Raw genomic sequence first — 18059 nt, forward strand, 5'->3', positions numbered from 1 at the left:
GGTTTGGTTCCATGGCAAAGTGTTTTTTGGGAACCAAACCGCACGCCCTGCTGTAAGTACTAGTGAGGGCCTCAAGGTCGGCCGGAAAGGAATCGCCGGAGTGAGTTTTGAACGTCGGATCTGCGACCAGATCCCACATCTGCAACGCTACGCCCGGGCTCTGTGTGATAACCCGGGACAGGCGGAGGATCTGGTGCAGGATTGTCTGGAACGGGCGCTGCGCAAGCGTCACCTGTGGATGCCCGGGCGTTCGGTACGGCCGTGGCTGTTCAGGATGCTGTACCGGCTGTATCTGAACGACCGCGCCAGTGCCCGGGCGCGGCGGGAATCGTTGACCCCGGATGCCGGACTGGAACGGCCTCAGGAGGCACGGCAGGAGCCGTTCCTGGCCTGCCACGAAGCGATGGAAGCGATGCGGGCATTACCCCGGGAGCAACGGGCGGCGTTGCTGTTGATGGTGCTGGAAAGTCCCGGTTACGCCGAGGCCGCCCGCATTCTCGGCATTAAAGTGGGGACGCTGCGCTCGCGTCTCTCCAGAGCCCGCGAGACGTTGCGTCAGGTCCTCGACAGTCCGACCCGGGATGACGGGCGCCCCCGGTTAAGGAGAGTGAAATGAGCTGGCGGGAGCAAGGTTTATTGTATCGCGAGACCGTTACCGAAGAGGAATTGAGTGCCTTCGCCGACGGTGAACTGCCACGCCGGCGTGCCCGCCGGGTGGCGGCGGGAATCCGGCGGCGACCGGCCTACGCGGATCGCGTGCGTGACTACTGGCGCCATGACGAAACACTGTGGCGTGTACTCAAGGACGATAGCAGCGCCGCGCCGTTGTCCTCCCCGGTCCGGGTTCCAGGCGCCGCCCCCCGGCGCCACTGGCTTGCCGCCGGAGGGCTCGGCACGCTGGTGGCGGCCGGCTTGATGATGGCGGTGTGGTGGCAAACTCCGCCTCCTTCTCCGGTCACCGCGGCCCCCTCCGTCGACCTGACCCAGGCCATCGTCCACGCCTTCAGCAATCCGGTGGCGTTACCCGATACCGCGACGGCCCCGGCATTGCCGCTGGATCGCCTGGGCCTGGTTTCCTCTGGCCAGCAACCGCTGCTGGTTTCCGGACAGCATATTCAGGAGTACCGTTTCGAAAACGCCGAGGGGCAACGGGTGGCGCTGTATGAAACAGGGCAGGGCGGGTCGGGCGATAACTGGTTGCATGTACTGACCCAGTCACCGGTAACCCTGGTGCGGTGGAGCCAGAACGGACGCGGTTACGTGCTGGCCGCCGACAGCGCGCCGCTGGACGTCGCGCAGTTGGCATTGGGCATCCACGATGCCCTGTCCATGGCGGCGGGCACCACCCCCGGGGCCGCCAGGCCATCGGGAGCCCGCGGACCCGGCGGGTCGGCGACCAATACCGCCACGGCGCGTGACGATATCAGCGAGATGTAGGCGCGAGAGACAGCCCAACACGAAAAAGCCCGCTTTCGCGGGCTTTTTCGTTGGAGCAGGGTTGAAGAAAAGCGACGCTCAGCCTTCCTTCAGAGCCGCGGTGATATCCACCACCGCGCCCTTGCCATCCCCAAACAACATGAGCGTGTTGTCCTTGGCGAACAGCGGGTTGGGCAGGCCGGCGAAACCGGCGCTCAGGGAGCGTTTCACCACCACCACGGTCTTGGCCTTGTCCACGTTGAGGATCGGCATGCCGTAGATCGGGCTGCCTTTGTCTTCGCGGGCCATCGGGTTGGTCACATCGTTGGCGCCGAGTACGATCGCCACGTCGGTCTGCTCGAAGGTCGGGTTGATGGTGTCCATATCCTTGAGCTTGTCATAGGACACTTCCGCCTCGGCCAGCAGCACGTTCATATGGCCAGGCATACGACCCGCCACCGGGTGAATGGCGTATTCCACCTCGATTCCATTGGCTTCGAGAGTGTCGGCCAGTTCGCGCACGGCGTGCTGGGCCTGAGCCATGGCGAGACCGAAGCCGGGCACGATCACCACGCGCTGTGCGGTTTCCAGCAGCATCGCCACTTCCTCGGCGGAGGTGGATTTGATCTTGCCGGCGTAGACCTCATCCTGATCGATGGTTTCGCCGCCTTCCGCCATCACACCAAACAGCACGTTGGTGAGAGAACGGTTCATGGCTTTACACATGATCTGGGTCAGAATCAGGCCGGAGGCACCCACCAGGGAACCGGTAATGATCAGCGCGCTGTTGCCCATGACGAAACCGGCGGCGGAAGCGGCCACACCGGAGTAGGAGTTCAGCAGCGCGATCACCACTGGCATGTCGGCACCGCCGATCGGCATCACCAGCAGGATGCCCAGCACGGCGGCGGCGATGGCCAGCCCCCAGAATACCGTTGGTGAACCGGGGTTGGAGACCAAGTAGGCAATAGCCACGATGGAGCCGAGCAGCAACACGGCGTTCGCCGCTTTCATGCCCGGGAAACCCATCGGTTTGCCGTCGATCAGTTCCTGCAGTTTAGCGAAAGCCACGAAGGAACCGGTGAAGGTCACGGCACCGATCAGCACCGCGGCTCCGGTGGCGATGATGCCCACCGTGTCCGGGTGGCCACCACGGAAGAACTCAGCCGCCGCCACGGAGAAGGAAGCGCCGCCACCAAAGCCGTTAAGCAGCGCCACCAGCTGCGGCATGGCGGTCATTTGTACTTTCTTCGCCAACAACACACCGATGATGCCGCCAACCAGGATGCCGGCAATGATGACTTCATAACTGACAATGTCCCGGTGCAGCAAGGTCACCACACAGGCCACCGCCATGCCCGCGCCGGCCAGCATGTTGCCACGCACCGCGGTTTTCGGTTTGGTCAGGCCCTTGATGCCGAGCACGAACAGCACGGCGGCGATCAAATAGGCGATATCGATCCAGTTCTGGGAAATCTGCATTGCTTACTTCCTCTTGAACATCGCCAGCATTCGATTGGTCACCATGAAGCCACCAATCACGTTGATGGTGGCCAGTACCACGGCGATGAAACCCAGCACCTTCACCAGCATGCCGGCGTCGGAGCCGGCGGCGATCAGGGCGCCCACCAGCGTAATGCCTGAGATGGCATTGGAGCCCGACATCAGCGGGGTATGCAGGGTGGGGGGAACTTTGGTGATCAGTTCCACGCCGAGAAAGATGGCCAGCACGAAAAGCGTTAGTTCGGCTACGAAGTCCATTACTTCTCCTCCTTCCCGTTGTCGGCGTCCGCCGCCTCGGGTTCCGGTTTCTCCAGCGCGGGCAGGCCAAGCAGCTCACGCAAGCGTGTGTGCGGCACGTCGCCGTTGTAGCTGATAACAGTGTCCGCCACGATCTGGTCCTCGAAGTCCAGAGCCAACTCGCCCTGGTCGTCAAGCAGCAGATTGAGCAGGTTCTCCATGTTCTTGCCGAACATCTGGCTGGCATGGTGCGGCACGGAGGAGGGAACGTTTTCCGGACCGATGATGGTCACGCCATGCTCGATCACGGTCTTGCCGGACTGGGTCAGCTCACAGTTGCCACCCCGTTCGGCGGCCAGATCGACGATCACCGAACCCTGCTTCATCGCCTTGACCATGTCGGCGGTGACCAGGATCGGACTCTTGGCGCCAGGGACGGCGGCGGTGGTGATCACCACGTCCATGTCCTTGATCACGTCGGTCATCAGCTCGCGTTGACGCTTGAGGAAGTCCTCGCCCTGGGCTTTGGCGTAGCCGCCGCTGCCTTCCGCTTCACCGGTATCCAGATCCAGTTCCACCGGCTTGGCGCCAACGGAAAGGATTTGCTCACGGGCAGCGGGGCGGACGTCATAGGCTTCCACCACGGCGCCGAGGCGCTTGGCGGTGGCACAGGCCTGCAGACCGGCCACACCGGCGCCCATGACAAACACCCGCGAGGCGTTCAGCGTGCCGGCGGCGGTCATGTTCATGGGAAACATGCGGTTGGCGGTGGTGGCGGCAAGCAGAACGCACTTGTAGCCCGCGATCATCGCCATGGAGGACAGCACGTCCATGGCCTGAGCCCGGGTGATCCGCGGCACCAGTTCCAGAGCGATGCCGGTGACATTGCTCTGAGCCAGCTGCTGGGCAAAACCCGGATTGGCCAGAGGATCGGTCATGCCGATGAGGAACTGTCCGTCCCTCATCTTGTCCAAATCCTCCTGGCCATTGGTCGTATTGCTGCCTGGCGTTTGCACCTGCAGGATAACCTGGGCGCTGGAGAAGATTTGATCCCGGTCAGCAAGCTTGGCACCGGCGGCTTCATACTGACCGTCGGTAAAACCGGCGGCGACGCCGGCACCCGTTTCAACGAGGATTTGAACATCGTGCTTCTTTAATAAAGCCGCGATATTGGCGGGCGTCAGGGCGACGCGCTCCTCGCCGGGGCGAATTTCCTTGGGAACACCGATAATCACCTGCGTTACCCCCGTTTATATGGTTTGTTGGGCAGCCCCCATGCCACGGCATTAACCGGAAATGCACAAAGGCCCTCACAAAAAGGCCGGTTTAAGAAAACCGGCCGTCGAGCAGGCTGCTAACCTTATTGTGGAGTGGCCAGCTTGGCAAACAAGAAATCGCGGTTTGGTGGATAGATGGTTAGATTTTGATCATAAAGATCATGATTTCTTCGCACTTTCGCTCAATTGTTGATCAACACGGGCCTTGTCATCATCTTCATGCATATGGATGAAGGGACCCAGAATGGTATCGCCACGCACCTGTGCCTTGATCACATGCAAAAAAGTGTAAGCCCCCAGTAACTTCCTGAGCAAAAAGATGAATTCCTTCGGCGGCACGTCGAAGTGAACAGACAGGGCGTTGCGACTGGTGCGATTCAGCACCCGGCTGGGCAGGTTGCTTTCCCCCCACAGATATTCCCCGTTCTCATTGACCACCGAAGCCGGAGGCGGGAAGCGGTCCGGGTCCTGCAAGGCCTCGATGGCCTCGAAGCAGAGGCCGGCGAAGTCCTCCTGCACCCGACGAGGGGGATCGCCGGAAAGAAAATGCAACGCCTTCATCGCCCGCACCAGACGCTCCGTATCATGATGCCAGGCGCCGCGGATCATTTCCCGGCCCGGGCCCAACACCTCGTCATCGAAATCGCGGATGGCCCCGAAGTCCAGCAATACAATACGGTCTTGGCCTTCCTCATCGATTTGCAGCAGATAATTGCCGAAGTTCGGATCGGTCTGCATCTTGTTCCACTCGAACACCTCCCGACAGCACAGCTCCATGATCGCGCGACCAAGAAAGTTGCGGCGTTCCTGGCTCAGTGCGATCACCTTAGGGTCGCTGATATGCAGCCCTTTCTCGAAGGAAAGGCACAAAATGTTGTGGGAGGAGTACTCGGAAAACACCTCTGGAACAATAAACCGGGGGTCTTCACGTAACGCTTCACGGAAATGGCGGGTGGTATGGGCTTCGAGGTCGTAGTCCACTTCCCGGCCAAGCATGGCGCGCACCTCATCCAACCATTGATTGAACTGGTCGGTGATCGGCACCAGACGGCTCAGCTTGAGCAGCCGCACCAAAGCGCGCATGTCCGAATCTATGGCGTCGGCGACACCAGGGTACTGCACCTTGAGCACCAGTTCGCGACCATCCTTTTTACGCCGGGCCCGATGGACTTGCCCCAGGCTGGCGGCGCCGAGCGGCTCCGGATCCACCTCCAGTTCCGCCAGTTTCACCGTGCCCAATTGCTGTTTAAGATGGCGTTCCATGGCTGGCCACTCGAGCGCGGCGGTGTCGTTTTCCAGCGTGTGCAAGGCGGTGGTGACTTCTTCCGGCAGGAAATGCTCGCCGAACAAGGCCATCATTTGTCCGATTTTCACCACCGAGCCTTTCAATTCGCCCAACTCGGCCACCAACTCCTCGGCCCGTTGAGAGAGAATGGCCTTCCGTCTTTCTTCGCGCTTATCCGGGGCGGAGAACAGGGTGCCGGCACTGGCGGTGGCGTAGCGGGCGCCGGCGAGAAAGCCGGCGCGGGCAAGGGAAAAGCGCCGTTCCAGGGAACCGGTTTTAACCCTTTTGACGGTTTTTCGTGCCATATTTTCGCGCACTCCAAGATCTGCTAAGGCGATGGCATCAGCCACGGGCGGCGGTCTGGAAAGGTCCGCCATAAACCGTGGTTCACAGAGGGCAGTGTAGCCCGGCTCCGATCCTAGTGGTATGGCAGTACCGGCAACAAGATACCGCCGATACCGCCAGGAGCGCGGGAATCAAATAGATCTGGCGCCGTCAGCGGCGCCCCGGCTCGGGAGAACCGAAACGTTATGACCACAACCTGGATTCTGCTGCGCGGACTGATACGCGAGCAGGCCCACTGGCAGGGCTTTGATCGCCGTTTGGCGGAAGTGTTGGGGGAGGGGCATGAGGTCCGCTGTGTGGATCTCCCCGGCAATGGCCGGCGCCACCATGAGCGCAGCCCCACCACGGTGGCGGCGATGGTGGATGCCGCCCGTGCCGAGTTGGGGGATGAGGTGCTGGGCCAGCGGCCCAGACTGGTGGCTCTGTCCCTCGGCGGCATGGTGGGAATGGACTGGCTGCGGCGTTTTCCGGACGAACTCGGTGGCGCCGCCCTGATCAACAGCAGCACGGCGCGCTTCAGTCCCTTCCACCAGCGTTTGCAGGTTCGCAATTATCCGCGCTTGTTGCGCGATGTGCTGCTAAGCCGGGATATTGAAGGTAAGGAACGAGCGATTCTCGAGTTGACCACCAACTTGCTGACGCCGGACTGTCTGGCCGAAGTGGCCCGGCAATGGACCCTCATCGCCGGGCAAAGGCCGGTTTCCACGGCGAACAGCCTGCGACAACTGTGGGCTGCCACCCGGTTTCAGGCGCCCGAGCAATTACCGGAGAGCAGCCCGGTACTGATTGTGAATGGGGGAGGGGATCGTCTGGTGAGTCCACGCTGTTCGCAAGCGTTGTCCCGCGCCTGGAACCGGCCGTTGAGCGTACACCCTCGGGCCGGTCACGATCTGTCCCTGGATGCGCCGGATTGGCTAGCTCGGGAGTTGAAGAACTGGGCGGCGTCGGGCTCCTGAAGTGACGCTCTGTTAATCCCGTTTGTCCGCCACCCGCTGAGCCTGTGCCAGCTCGATCATATCCGCCAGGATATGGCCGGTCTCGCGCAGGTAAGGGTCCTTCTTCATTGGATCCTCCGCCGCTTCCGGATCCAGTGCCCGTTGCTCTTCCAGCGTTCTCAGCGCCGCCATGTCCTTCAGCGGCTCCTCGTCGCGGGCTTTACGGCGGGCGTTTTCAATGTTCAGACGGCGCTTGTCGAAACCTTCCTGCCAGGATTCCCGGCTGGCCGCGTTGAGCGTCACTTCCTTGCGTTCGCGCGCCTCATCCAGCAAGGAGCGCAGTTCTTCCACATAGACGAACTCGGGATCTTTCTGGATGCGCCTTTCGTGACGCTGCCGCAAGGTCTGCAGGAACGGCATCAGATCCGCCACCTGCTGATAATCCGCGGAGTCGATTTCGTCCCAGGGGAGGGCATTGGGCAGGGCGCCTTCGCCCACCTCGTTGGTATCGATCAGTGACGGCATCAACAGGTCTGGAACAATGCCCAGGTTCTGGTTGCTGGAACCGGACACCCGATAGAACTTGGCGTTGGTCATCTTCAGCTTGCCGTGATTCAGGTCCAGCAGGGTCTGCACCGTTCCTTTGCCATAGGTGGGCTCGCCAACGATCAGCGCCCGTCCGTAATCCTGCATGGCGCCGGCAAAAATTTCCGAGGCGGAAGCGCTGTAACGGTTCACCAGAACCGCCATGGGGCCGGTGTAGAGCATGCCCGGGTATTGGTCGTTCTCGACGCTGACACGGCCGGATGACTCACGTACCTGCACGGTGGGGCCGCGGTTGATAAACAGGCTCACCAGCTTGTTGACTTCCAGCAGCGATCCGCCGCCATTGTTGCGCAGATCGATGATCAGGCCGTCCGGATTTTCCTTGCGCAATTCCACCAGCAACTTGGCCACATCCCGGGTGGTGCTGGTGTAGTTCGGGTCGCCGCGATGAAAGGCGTTGAAGTCGAGGTAGAAGGCCGGAATTTCGATGATGCCGAGTTTGATGTTCTCGCCATCGTGATTCAGTTCAATCACTTCCTTCTTGGCGGCCTGTTCCTCCAGCACCACCTTGTTCCGCACTATGGTGACCGTGCGGGTACTGTGTTCGCCAGCGCCGCCAGCGGGAATGATCTCCAGCCGCACCTCGGACCCCTTGGGCCCGCGAATCATGTCGACGACTTCATCCAGGCGCATGCCGACCACATCGACGATGGCGTCCTTGTCACCCTGGCCGACACCGATGATGCGATCCGCCGGTTTCAGTTGCCCGGCCTTGGCGGCAGGGCCGCCCGGCACCAGCCGCACCACCTTGGTGTAGCCGTCCTCATACTGCAGCACGGCGCCGATGCCTTCCAGGGAACGGCTCATGCTGATGTCGAAGTTTTCCGAGTTATGCGGAGTAAAATAGTTGGTGTGCGGATCGAAGGTCTGTGCCAGCGCGTTCATATAGAGCTGGAACACGTCCTCGGAGCTGTTTTGCTGCACCCGACTGAGCTGACCTTCGTAGCGGCGCACGAGGCGATCCTGGATTTCACTCTCGGGGGTACCGTTGAGCCGCATGGACAGCACGGAATTACGCAGATAATCATCCCAAATTTGATCCAGGGCCTGCTGATCCGGCGCCCAATCGGCCTTGGTGCGATCCACCAGTACCTTGCGGTCGCTGTCGAACTTCCATTGATCGATATCACCGCGCAGTTGCGTCAGTGCTTTCTGCAAACGGTGTTCCACCCGCTGCTGGAAGCGGTTGAAGACAGTGTAGCCCGCCTCCAGAGTGCCTCTGCGCAACTGATCATCGAGTTGATCGCGATAGCGGTCGAATTCGCCGATGTCCTCGGCGGTAAAGTACAGGCGGCTCGGGTCCAGATCCTTGATGTACTGGTCCAGCACCTGGCCGGACAGAGAATCATTGAAATCCAACCGCCGGTAATGCAATTTCAGGCGGTCGACGATTTCCTTCGCCGCTTCCCGATGCACCTTATCCGGCTTGATGCTGCCCTGGACCTCCGGCGCCGCTGCCTGCAGGCCGTCTCCAATATGCAGGGCGCCGCCCAGCAGCAACCCGGCAACGATCAAGGCACTCAGCTTGCGAATTACGCTCATGGACTCACTCAATGATTCATTTACTGGCAGTATACGGGAACCTCTGATTAATTCGTATGGGAGGTCCGGATTTGTGACCGCCATCCATGGTGGTCGCCCTGTGGGCCGTCGCCAAGGCGACATCAAACATCGTTCCTGACGATGTGTGCCACCCACCGCCGCGGCATCCACAACCACGGAGAGCACCGTACACCATGCACCGCCTGTTTACCGGCTTCTTCCTGATCGGCATCGCCGGTGCCATCCTCCAACTGCTGCTCGGTGATACCGGGGCTCCCGCCCGCGTGGTCGGCGCGCTGTGGGAAGCGGCCGATCTGGCGGTTCAGGTCAGTCTGGGGCTGATCGGCGTGCTGGCGCTGTGGAGCGGCCTGTTCCGTCTGGCCGAGCAGAGCCGTCTCGCCGACCGGCTTGCCGCGCTGGTTCAACCGGTACTGCATCGTCTGATGCCATCGGTGCCAGAAGGTTCACAGGCGGGCGCCGGCATTTCCATGAATATGGCCGCCAACATGCTCGGTCTGGATAACGCCGCCACGCCGCTGGGGCTGAAGGCGATGAGCTCGCTGCAGGAAAGCAATCCACGGCCACGAACGGCCAGTGATGCGCAAATCATGTTCCTGGTACTGAACACCTCGGCGGTGACGCTGGTGCCGGTGACCGTGCTGCTATACCGCACCCAACAGGGCGCGGCCGATCCCGCCGACATCTATTTGCCCATGTTGATGGCAACCACCGCTTCCACTTTTGTCGGCGTGGCCCTGACCGCCCGCCTGCAGGGCATACGGCTACGGGATCCGATATTGCTCGCGGTCGCGGCCGGTTGGCTGGCGTTGCTCGGATTACTCGGATTGGCGGTATGGTGGGTGCCGCCAGACGCCAGTGCGCGGCTTTCCAGTCTGCTCGGCAACGGCTTGCTGCTGGCGGTAATCGGCGCCTTTTTCGTGGCGGCCTGGCGGGCCCGAGTGGACAGCTATGACGCCTTTATCGAGGGCGCCAAGGAAGGCTTCAATCTGGCTGTGAGGCTGATTCCATACCTGGTGGCCATGCTGGCCGCCATCGCCATGTTGCGCGCCAGCGGTGTGCTCGAAGCGGTGTTGTCGGCGATCCGGCATGCCGCCCTCTGGCTTGGCTGGGATACTCGTTTCGTCGACGCTCTGCCCGTGGCTTTACTGAAACCATTAAGCGGATCCGGTGCCCGCGCCGCCATGCTGGACGTCATGCACACGCAAGGCGTGGATTCGCTGGCCGGTCGCATGGCGGCGGTGATGCAGGGCTCCACCGAGACGACTTTTTACGTTCTCGCCGTCTACTTCGGCAGTGTTGGAGTGCGAAACTTCCGCTATGCCTTGTGGTGCGGCCTGGCCGCCGACACCGCTGGACTGGTCACCGCGATTCTGGTGAGCTACCTGTTTTTCGGCTGATCGCCTGCCTTGCCAGCCGGGAACGTCCGCCGTTCAGGTGACAATATGGCGGAAGGTGAGGTTGAGACGGGACTCATGCACCCGCCGACGACGGGGCAGGGCGTGTTCATAATAGCGCTGCACCTGGGGAGACATAATCAACAGGCTGTCGTGGGACAGCGGCAACCGATGGCTTTGTCGATGCTCGCCGTAGCGGAGCAAGCAGAAGTCGCGGGTGGCGCCGAGATTATAGGACAGGATCCAGGGGGCTGGCCCCAGTTCCGGCTCATTATCCCGGTGCCACCCCATGGTGTCGTCGCCATCCCGGTAGAGATTGGCCAGGGCACCATTGGGCGTTAATCCGGTCAGCGCCGTCACCGCGCGGCGTAATGATGTCAGCGAATCGGGCCAGCCCCCGGCCCGGTGGGTGAGCCCGGAATAGCGGTAGGTGATACCGGTGTCACCCAGCCAGCAAACCAGTCGGGGTACCGGATGGGAACGGCCGAACACCTGTACACGGGGTTGTTCCCAGGGGAGTTCGTTACAAAGCGTGTGGAACAGGGCCGCAGCCGAAGGGCCGAGAAGCCGCTCAATCAGCCAAATGCGTGCCCCTAGACCCAATTCCAGGGGAGGGGGCAGGGAGTCGAGCCGGGAAAGTGTGTGGTTGACAGTCATAGCAACCTGCTCTATCTAAGCGCCTTTGACCATCTATGTACGCGTGGATGATGCTATGCGCAGTTAGTGGAAGGTCCGTCGCCAGGAGTCTAGCATGCTGTACGTTTACGATATTGAAGACGGAGTGCTCCGCGAGCGGGATGTGGCGGGGCTGACCCCGGACACCGCCAAGGAAGCCAGTTGGATCGACCTGGTGGACGCCACCGATGAGGAACGGCAGGAGGTACAGCACCTGTTCCGCCAGGCGCTGCCGGAATCCGACGATGTGGAGGAAATCGAATCCTCCGCCCGTTTCTTCCATGATGAGCATGGTCTTCACGTGCACTCCCTGTTCGTTCATCAGAGCGAGGGGCGCCATCGCACTTCGACCGTGGCTTTTGTGTTGCAACCCGGGCGACTGCTGACCTTCCGTGATTCCCGCGCTCCGGATTTCCGGCTCATGCGCATGCGTATCCGGCGGGGCTGGGTGCGTGCTCTGGAGCCACTGGACATTCTGCTGAGCATTCTTGAACAAAAGACCGAGAATCTGGCGGATACACTGGAGGACATCCACCGGGACCTGGAGGATGTCAGCTATCTGGTGCTGGAGGATGAAGAAGCGGAACTGGAGGACGGCATCGAGAAGCTGGCCCACCTGGAGGACAGCAACGGAAAAATCCGCCTGTGCCTGATGGATACCCAGCGTTCGATCTCCTTTATCCAACGCTATGTACGGGCTGACAAGGAGCGCCGGCGCACCTGCTCGGAAATCCAGCATGACCTGGATACCCTGATGTCCCACGCCACTTTTCTGTTCGAGAAGATCAACTTCCTGATGGATTCCACCCAGGGGTTCATCAATATCGAACAGAACCAGATCATCAAGATCTTTTCCATCGCCGCGGTGGTGTTCCTGCCGCCGACCATGATCGCCAGCATTTATGGCATGAACTTCCAGGTGATGCCGGAGCTGAACTGGGAGTTCGGCTATCCGGCGGTGATCGGCCTGATGTTCCTGTCGGGTTTCGCCCCGTACTGGTATTTCAAGCGGAAAGGCTGGCTGTAAGCGCACTGTTGGTACGCCCACGCACTGATTGCTCTTCCACCGAGGGCGCTACGAAGCCGCTGTGGGAGCTTGCCTGCAAGCGAATCAAGTACATTCGCTTGCAGGCAAGCTCCCACAGTGGACCGCGTCTCAGGAAGGCAGGTGCCAGAGGTCATCCTGGCGATGGGCACGGCCGTCTTCGTGTAACTTGATCAGATGCGCCTCGAGTGACAGACACGCCACCCCGTGCAGAAATTCAGGCACGTCGTCGTAAACCCGTTTCACCAGATCCGGCACGCTGGTGGCTTCGCCGGTGAGGGCGGCGAAGACCTTCTTTTCCCGCTCCAACCGGTGCTTGATGGTGTGGTCCACCAGCGCCAGCGGCTCGTCGATGACGTCGCCATGCCCGGGAGCCATGCGTTTGATCTCCCATTGCCGCAGCTTGTCCAGGGAAGACAGATAGGCACTCATGGAGCCCGAAGGCGGGGCTATCACCACGGTGGACCCCTGAATCAGGTGGTCGCCGGTGAACAGCAGCGCCTCTTCCTTTAGGAGGTAACACAGATGGTTGCCGACATGACCGGGGGTAGCGATCACCTCCAGGGTCAAGCCACCGCAGTCCACGGTGTCACCGTCCTTGAGCTCGCGTCCCGGTTCCCAGGTGGTGTCTTGCAAACCGTCGTCCGGCACCCAGGGGCCTTCCAATACGGCGCCGGTGGCGGCGGCCAGGTCATGGGCTCCGGGGGAATGATCACGATGGGTATGGGTGACGATGATGCGTTCGATCGGCCGCCCCAACTCCTCGGCCGCGGCCAGCAGAGCCCGGGTATGCTCCGGGTCGGTGGGGCCGGGATCAATCACCGTCAGGGCCCGGCCGCCCACCAGATAGCTGTTGGTGCCGGGGCCGGTCATCATGCCGGGGTTACGGCCCAGCACACGCCAGGCATTGGTAGCGATGGCCGTGGGCTGGCCGGGAATCAGCGCCGCCATGGTAACTCCATTGGTTCGGGAAGCGCATTGTGACCATTTAGTCCCGGCTTGCAAACCCCCTGGTATGACGGCGACCTTGCCTATTCGCCGTACACTTGTACTTCCCGGACCCGCAATTCCCAACGGTCCGGGGTCTGCATGTCGCGGTCGCGGTCGGCCACCACCGCCACCGGATAGCGGCCACCGGCGGGCACATGAATGGACACCGGAATCCGCTCTTCATGGAGTGTCTCGCAGGCTTTCGCCGGCGGGCAGGAGAGGGCGACCGTGTCCAGCAGTACATGGGCGATGGCATGCTCCCCCCGGTTACTGATCTCGCCACTTACCCGCACCCCGGTCTCCATCTGACTGACACCGGTGACAGTAACGGTGACCGACGCGGGATCACCGGGCACCAGACGTTCCTGGTCGGTGAACAAAAAGGAAACCAGCATCACGGCGCTGGCCACGCCGACCCCGGTGAGCACCAGATAGAAAGGGCGCCGCCCGGCCTGCCAACTGCCCCATAGCAACACCACCACCGCGGTAACCACCGCCAGAACCAACAAATACCGCATGCTCTTTATCCTTCTGTTTTGTTTCCCCGGCAACGCCGCGATCCTCGTCCGCCGGCGTCACCCGGATTTGAACCGGCCCTGCCTATGCCGTTCAGTGGTCCAAACTATGGCCGCTTGCGCTACCATCTATGGCTGCTTAATCATGAGCCGCCACCGTACCGCCCCAACAGAGCGGTTGCCGGACTATTATGATGGCGGTATTCACGATTTCACGCCACGGAGGAAAACCCATGCTGATAGTGGTCTCGCCGGCCAAGACCCTGGATTACGAGTCACCCTTGCCGGTGCTGCGCGCCACTCAACCGCGCATGCTGGAGGACAGTGAAACATTGGTGCAAAGAGCCCGCAAACTGTCACCGGCGGATCTGTCCAGCCTGATGGGGGTGAGTGACAAGATTGCCCATCTCAATGTCGAGCGCTTCGCTCTGTGGCAGCGGCCCTTCAACAAGGGCAACGCCCGCCCGGCACTCTTTGCCTTCAAAGGTGATGTTTACACCGGACTGGATGTCAGCCGTTTCAGCAAAGACGACCTGGCCGCCGCGCAGCATCGGCTGCGCATGCTGAGCGGTCTTTACGGAGTTCTGCGGCCGCTGGATCTGATGCAACCCTATCGTTTGGAAATGGGCACCAGACTGGATACGCCCGCGGGCAAGGATCTGTATGCCTTCTGGGATGACCGCATCACCCGGCAGTTGATCAAGGACATGCGCGCCGCGGGCACCGAGGTTCTGGTGAACCTTGCCTCCAATGAATACTTCAAATCCGTGCGAACCAAACTGCTGCCGGGCCCGGTCATCGAGCCGGTCTTTCAGGACGAGAAAAACGGTAAATATAAAGTCATCAGTTTCTACGCCAAAAAAGCCCGCGGCATGATGGCGGCCTGGATATTGCGCGAAGGGATTGAAAAGCCGGAGGATCTGAAGCGATTCAGAGAGGCCGGGTATCGCTATGACAAAGCGTCTTCCACGGACACCAAACCGGTGTTCAGAAGGGCCGAGCAGGGCGGTTGATCCGCCACCCGCCTTGGTGGCATGAATTCAGAGGGTGCCACGAAGCCGCTGTGGGAGCTTGCCTGCAAGCGATTCTTTGGCAACGGGTCCAATTCGCTTGCGGGCAAGCTCCCACAGCGGCTTCGTGGCGGCCCAGGACCACGATTTCATTGCCAGTCGGCGTCAAAGCCGTCCGGTTTGATCACCAGAACATCATTGCGGGCATGCACCAGCAGGGATTCGGCGGTGGCCCCGAGCAGTAGCCGTTCCACTTTGTTGCGACGCACCGTCCCCACCACCAGCACATCGGTGCCGTTGTTTTCACAGTAGTCGGCCAGGGTGCCGGCGATCGGCCCCTCCAGCATTTCCGTGCGCTCCAGCGGCAGACCGTGGCGCTCGGCAAAACGATCCAGAGCTTCGCGGTGACTTTTACGAATGCTCTCGGCGCTGGCGGCGTATTCGGGTAACGCTTCCCCCGCCACCAATAACAATGTCTCGTCCGGGTGCTCCAGTACGTGCACGGCGTTGAGTGATGCCTGCAGCGACGCCGACCATTCCCTCGCAGCGGCCAGCACGGTGGTGTCCAAGCCGCTTTCGTCCTCTTCCTCCGGTTCGATCGCCGCGGTAAATACCGGCGGCTCGCTCCAAGGACGGTCCTGCACGCAAAGCACCGGGCAGGGTGCCCTTCGGATCAGCAACCAGTCCCGAGGGGTAAACAGATGACGCCGCAGAGTGCCTTCCTCGCTGGTATGAACCACCACCAGACGTGGTTTGGCGGCAATTACCGTCTGCCGCAGATCCTCATCCTGGTCCTTGTGCGTGGTGATATGCACGGTGGCCTCGGTGCCCGCCAGCAAATCCTGAATACGACGTTCCCAGGCATTGCGGATTTGCTGCTCGGCCGCTTGTCGGCGTTTCTGGTCCAGTCCCACGGCACGGCGCATGGCCGACGAATCGCTATTGACGGTCACCAGCAGAGGACAGCTCAGTGCCGCGGCCAGCAGCCGGCCTTTCTTCAGCGCCGGCTGCGGGGCCTTCAGATGACGGTCCAATACAACCAGAATGCCATCGGTCGGAATAGTCATGGTGCCTCCACTTGCAGTCTGCCGCTGCCGCAAAGCGCCTCACGGTCGATGATTTCCACATCCCTGCCGTCCACCAGCAGCATCTCCTGCTGCTGAAAACGGGTGAAAATACGGCTTACCGTCTCCACCGCCAGTCCCAGGTAATTGGCGATATCATAGCGGGACATGGGCAGACGGAAGCGGCTGCTGCTCAGGCCCCGGCGCTGCTGACGCGCGGCCAGGGATAACAGTAGAGAAGCCACTCTGTCATCCGCGCTCTTCTTGCTCAACAGCATGTGCAGTTCGCGGTCGGCGCGGATCTCGTTGCTCATCAGCGAGAAGAAATGATGTTGCAAGGAGGGGATGCGCTGCGACAGATCCTCCAGGCGATGGAAGGGAATCTCGCACACCGTGGCGGTTTCCAGCGCCTTGGCGTTGGAAACGTGGTGCGCGGTGCTGATGCCGTCCATGCCGACGATCTCGCCTGGCAAGTAGAAGCCGGTAACCTGCTCCTCGCCCTCATCGGAGAGGACATAGGTTTTCAGGGCACCGGAACGCACGGCGTAAACCGCCCCGAACGGAGAGGCGGCACGAAACAGGTGCTCTCCGCGCTTCAGCGGACGGCCACGGCGGATGATGCCATCCAGTTCGTCGAGCTGGGAGGGCGCCACGGCCAGCGGCAGGCAAATGGGGCTGAGACTACAGTCGTTGCATGAAACGTGACGAGGCATGCTGCGTACCTCCATATTGGATACACTGCGTATTGCAATTACGGCTTGAGACATTATGGTCTCCCGGATCGGTAACGGCGAGCTAAATAATGCGACTGAATCGCTGTGGGTTCGGGGTGCCGGCATAGCGGTCAAACAACATCGCCAGGGCGCGCACCACCAGGCGCCCGGTATCGGTGACCTTCAACACGGGGCCGTCCATATCAATCAGCCCCAGTTTCTCGAATTCGCCCAGCGCGGCCAGCTGGTCCTTGAAATAATCGGCGAAATCCACTTCCCAACGCTGTCGAAAGGCGACCAGATCCAGCCGCAGGTCGCACAGCAGCCCCATGATCACGTCACGGCGCAGGCGATCGTCCCAATCGAGCAGGAAACCGCGCTCGATCGGCATACGCCCCTCTTGCACGGCTTCCTGCCAGTTGCTCAGAACCTTGAGGTTCTGCGCGTAGAAATCATCGAAGGCGCTGATCGCGCTGACGCCCATGCCCAACAGGTCGGCATCGCCATGTAACGAGTAGCCCTGAAAATTGCGGTGCAGGCTACCATTGCGTTGCGCCACTGCCATGGGATCGTCCGGCAGGGCGAAATGATCCATGCCGATCAGTACATAGCCAGCCTCCTCCAGGGTCTCGCCGGCCAGTTTCAGTATCGCCAGTTTTTCCTCCGGGCTGGGCAGCGCGGTTTCCTGGATTTGCCGCTGCACCTTGAAGCGCGCCGGCATATGGGCGTAGTTGTAAAGTGAAATGCGCTCCGGGCGTAAAGCCAGCAATTGTTCCAGGGAGCGGGCCAGGCTGGAGGAGGACTGCCAGGGCAAACCGTAAATCATGTCCGCGTTGATGGAGTGGAAACCGAAGTCCCGGGCCGCGTCGAACACCTCGGTGATCAGCTCGAGGGATTGTTCCCGGTTAACCGCCTTCTGCACCACCGGATCCAGATCCTGAATGCCGATGCTGAGCCGGTTGAAACCCAGCCCCCTCAGCAGCCCCAGACGGGCGCGATCCACCGTGCGCGGATCGACTTCGATGGCGTACTCGCCGCGATCCTCTTCCAGCAGATTGAAATGACGGGCCAGATCATAGACCAACTCGGTCATCTGCGCGTCACTGAGGTAGGTGGGGGTGCCGCCGCCCCAGTGCATCTGCACCACGGGCCGCTGCGGGTCCACCAGCGCCGCCTTGGCTTTGATCTCCTGCTTCAGGAACGTCAGATAATCCTCTGCCTTGGCCCGGTTGCCGGTGATGATCCGGTTGCAGGCGCAGTAGTAGCACACCGTGGCGCAGAACGGGATATGGCAGTACAGCGACAGTGGACGACGGGCCTGATTGCCACGAGCCGCGGCCCGCCGATAGTCCTCCTCGCCGACTTCCTCATGGAACTGGGTGGCCGGGGGATAGGAGGTGTAGCGGGGCCCGGGGCCTCCGAATCGGCGGATCAGATCCGGATTCCATTGCGTCATGTCGTGGCTCCAAAGGGTAATGGCGGCATC

At 61.3% G+C, this 18059-nt stretch carries 17 protein-coding genes; 6 read left to right on the forward strand and 11 right to left on the reverse strand.

Going from position 1 to position 18059, the window contains the following annotated elements; genetic code table 11:
* The first annotated feature begins 100 nt into the window (after positions 1-100).
* The gene (locus tag MA04_RS12980) at positions 101-616 is read left to right on the forward strand and encodes an RNA polymerase sigma factor (protein WP_163126869.1); all 516 of its coding nucleotides are present in this window, start codon (positions 101-103) and stop codon (positions 614-616) included.
* Positions 613-1437: a hypothetical protein gene (locus MA04_RS12985; protein WP_262460850.1), complete on the forward strand. Its 825-nt coding sequence runs from the start codon at positions 613-615 to the stop codon at positions 1435-1437. The genes MA04_RS12980 and MA04_RS12985 overlap by 4 nt, the downstream gene beginning before the upstream one ends.
* A 78-nt stretch (positions 1438-1515) precedes the next feature.
* On the opposite strand, the gene MA04_RS12990 is transcribed toward MA04_RS12985, so the two are convergent.
* The 4 genes from MA04_RS12990 to MA04_RS13005 form a co-directional block, all read right to left on the reverse strand.
* A complete protein-coding gene (locus MA04_RS12990; protein WP_240342791.1) occupies positions 1516-2898 on the reverse strand; it encodes an NAD(P)(+) transhydrogenase (Re/Si-specific) subunit beta in 1383 nt (460 codons plus the stop codon).
* A 3-nt stretch (positions 2899-2901) separates the two neighbouring features.
* Positions 2902-3177, reverse strand: a complete 276-nt coding sequence (locus tag MA04_RS12995; protein ID WP_014994608.1) for an NAD(P) transhydrogenase subunit alpha — start codon at positions 3175-3177, stop codon at positions 2902-2904.
* Entirely contained in the window at positions 3177-4391 is a 1215-nt protein-coding gene (locus MA04_RS13000) for a Re/Si-specific NAD(P)(+) transhydrogenase subunit alpha (RefSeq protein WP_163126871.1), read from the reverse strand. The genes MA04_RS12995 and MA04_RS13000 overlap by 1 nt, the downstream gene beginning before the upstream one ends.
* A gap of 201 nt (positions 4392-4592) precedes the next feature.
* A complete protein-coding gene (locus tag MA04_RS13005; RefSeq protein WP_163126872.1) occupies positions 4593-6023 on the reverse strand; it encodes an ABC1 kinase family protein in 1431 nt (476 codons plus the stop codon).
* Positions 6024-6248: 225 nt separating this feature from the next.
* Here MA04_RS13005 and MA04_RS13010 point away from each other — a divergent pair, with 225 nt between their 5' ends.
* A complete protein-coding gene (locus MA04_RS13010) occupies positions 6249-7019 on the forward strand; it encodes an alpha/beta fold hydrolase (protein ID WP_262460854.1) in 771 nt (256 codons plus the stop codon).
* A 12-nt stretch (positions 7020-7031) separates the two neighbouring features.
* Here the strand turns inward: MA04_RS13010 and MA04_RS13015 are convergent, their stop codons facing one another.
* Entirely contained in the window at positions 7032-9146 is a 2115-nt protein-coding gene (locus MA04_RS13015; protein WP_262460855.1) for a carboxy terminal-processing peptidase, read from the reverse strand.
* A gap of 194 nt (positions 9147-9340) precedes the next feature.
* Between MA04_RS13015 and MA04_RS13020 the strand changes: the two genes are divergently transcribed.
* Positions 9341-10564 (forward strand): nucleoside recognition domain-containing protein, encoded by a 1224-nt coding sequence (locus MA04_RS13020; RefSeq protein WP_262460857.1) that lies wholly within the window; start codon positions 9341-9343, stop codon positions 10562-10564.
* A gap of 33 nt (positions 10565-10597) precedes the next feature.
* On the opposite strand, the gene MA04_RS13025 is transcribed toward MA04_RS13020, so the two are convergent.
* Positions 10598-11218: an alpha-ketoglutarate-dependent dioxygenase AlkB family protein gene (locus MA04_RS13025; protein WP_262460859.1), complete on the reverse strand. Its 621-nt coding sequence runs from the start codon at positions 11216-11218 to the stop codon at positions 10598-10600.
* Positions 11219-11312: 94 nt separating this feature from the next.
* Here MA04_RS13025 and corA point away from each other — a divergent pair, with 94 nt between their 5' ends.
* A complete protein-coding gene (gene corA / locus MA04_RS13030) occupies positions 11313-12263 on the forward strand; it encodes a magnesium/cobalt transporter CorA (protein ID WP_022995076.1) in 951 nt (316 codons plus the stop codon).
* Between the two features lie 129 nt (positions 12264-12392).
* On the opposite strand, the gene MA04_RS13035 is transcribed toward corA, so the two are convergent.
* Both MA04_RS13035 and MA04_RS13040 read right to left on the reverse strand, forming a co-directional pair.
* Positions 12393-13232, reverse strand: a complete 840-nt coding sequence (locus MA04_RS13035) for an MBL fold metallo-hydrolase (protein WP_262460862.1) — start codon at positions 13230-13232, stop codon at positions 12393-12395.
* Positions 13233-13312: 80 nt separating this feature from the next.
* Positions 13313-13789, reverse strand: a complete 477-nt coding sequence (locus MA04_RS13040) for a hypothetical protein (RefSeq protein WP_163126877.1) — start codon at positions 13787-13789, stop codon at positions 13313-13315.
* Positions 13790-14019: 230 nt separating this feature from the next.
* Here MA04_RS13040 and yaaA point away from each other — a divergent pair, with 230 nt between their 5' ends.
* A complete protein-coding gene (yaaA, locus tag MA04_RS13045) occupies positions 14020-14799 on the forward strand; it encodes a peroxide stress protein YaaA (protein WP_262460864.1) in 780 nt (259 codons plus the stop codon).
* Positions 14800-14945: 146 nt separating this feature from the next.
* On the opposite strand, the gene MA04_RS13050 is transcribed toward yaaA, so the two are convergent.
* The 3 genes from MA04_RS13050 to hemN all read right to left on the reverse strand — a co-directional run bounded on the left by MA04_RS13050 (position 14946) and on the right by hemN (position 18029).
* Positions 14946-15863, reverse strand: a complete 918-nt coding sequence (locus MA04_RS13050; RefSeq protein ID WP_262460865.1) for a universal stress protein — start codon at positions 15861-15863, stop codon at positions 14946-14948.
* A complete protein-coding gene (gene fnr / locus MA04_RS13055) occupies positions 15860-16573 on the reverse strand; it encodes a fumarate/nitrate reduction transcriptional regulator Fnr (protein ID WP_014994620.1) in 714 nt (237 codons plus the stop codon). The genes MA04_RS13050 and fnr overlap by 4 nt, the downstream gene beginning before the upstream one ends.
* Before the next feature lie 82 nt (positions 16574-16655).
* The gene (gene hemN / locus MA04_RS13060) at positions 16656-18029 is read right to left on the reverse strand and encodes an oxygen-independent coproporphyrinogen III oxidase (protein ID WP_262460867.1); all 1374 of its coding nucleotides are present in this window, start codon (positions 18027-18029) and stop codon (positions 16656-16658) included.
* Between the last annotated feature and the right edge of the window lie 30 nt (positions 18030-18059).

The sequence above is a fragment of the Alloalcanivorax balearicus MACL04 genome (assembly GCF_025532145.1).
GTDB lineage: Bacteria > Pseudomonadota > Gammaproteobacteria > Pseudomonadales > Alcanivoracaceae > Alloalcanivorax > Alloalcanivorax balearicus.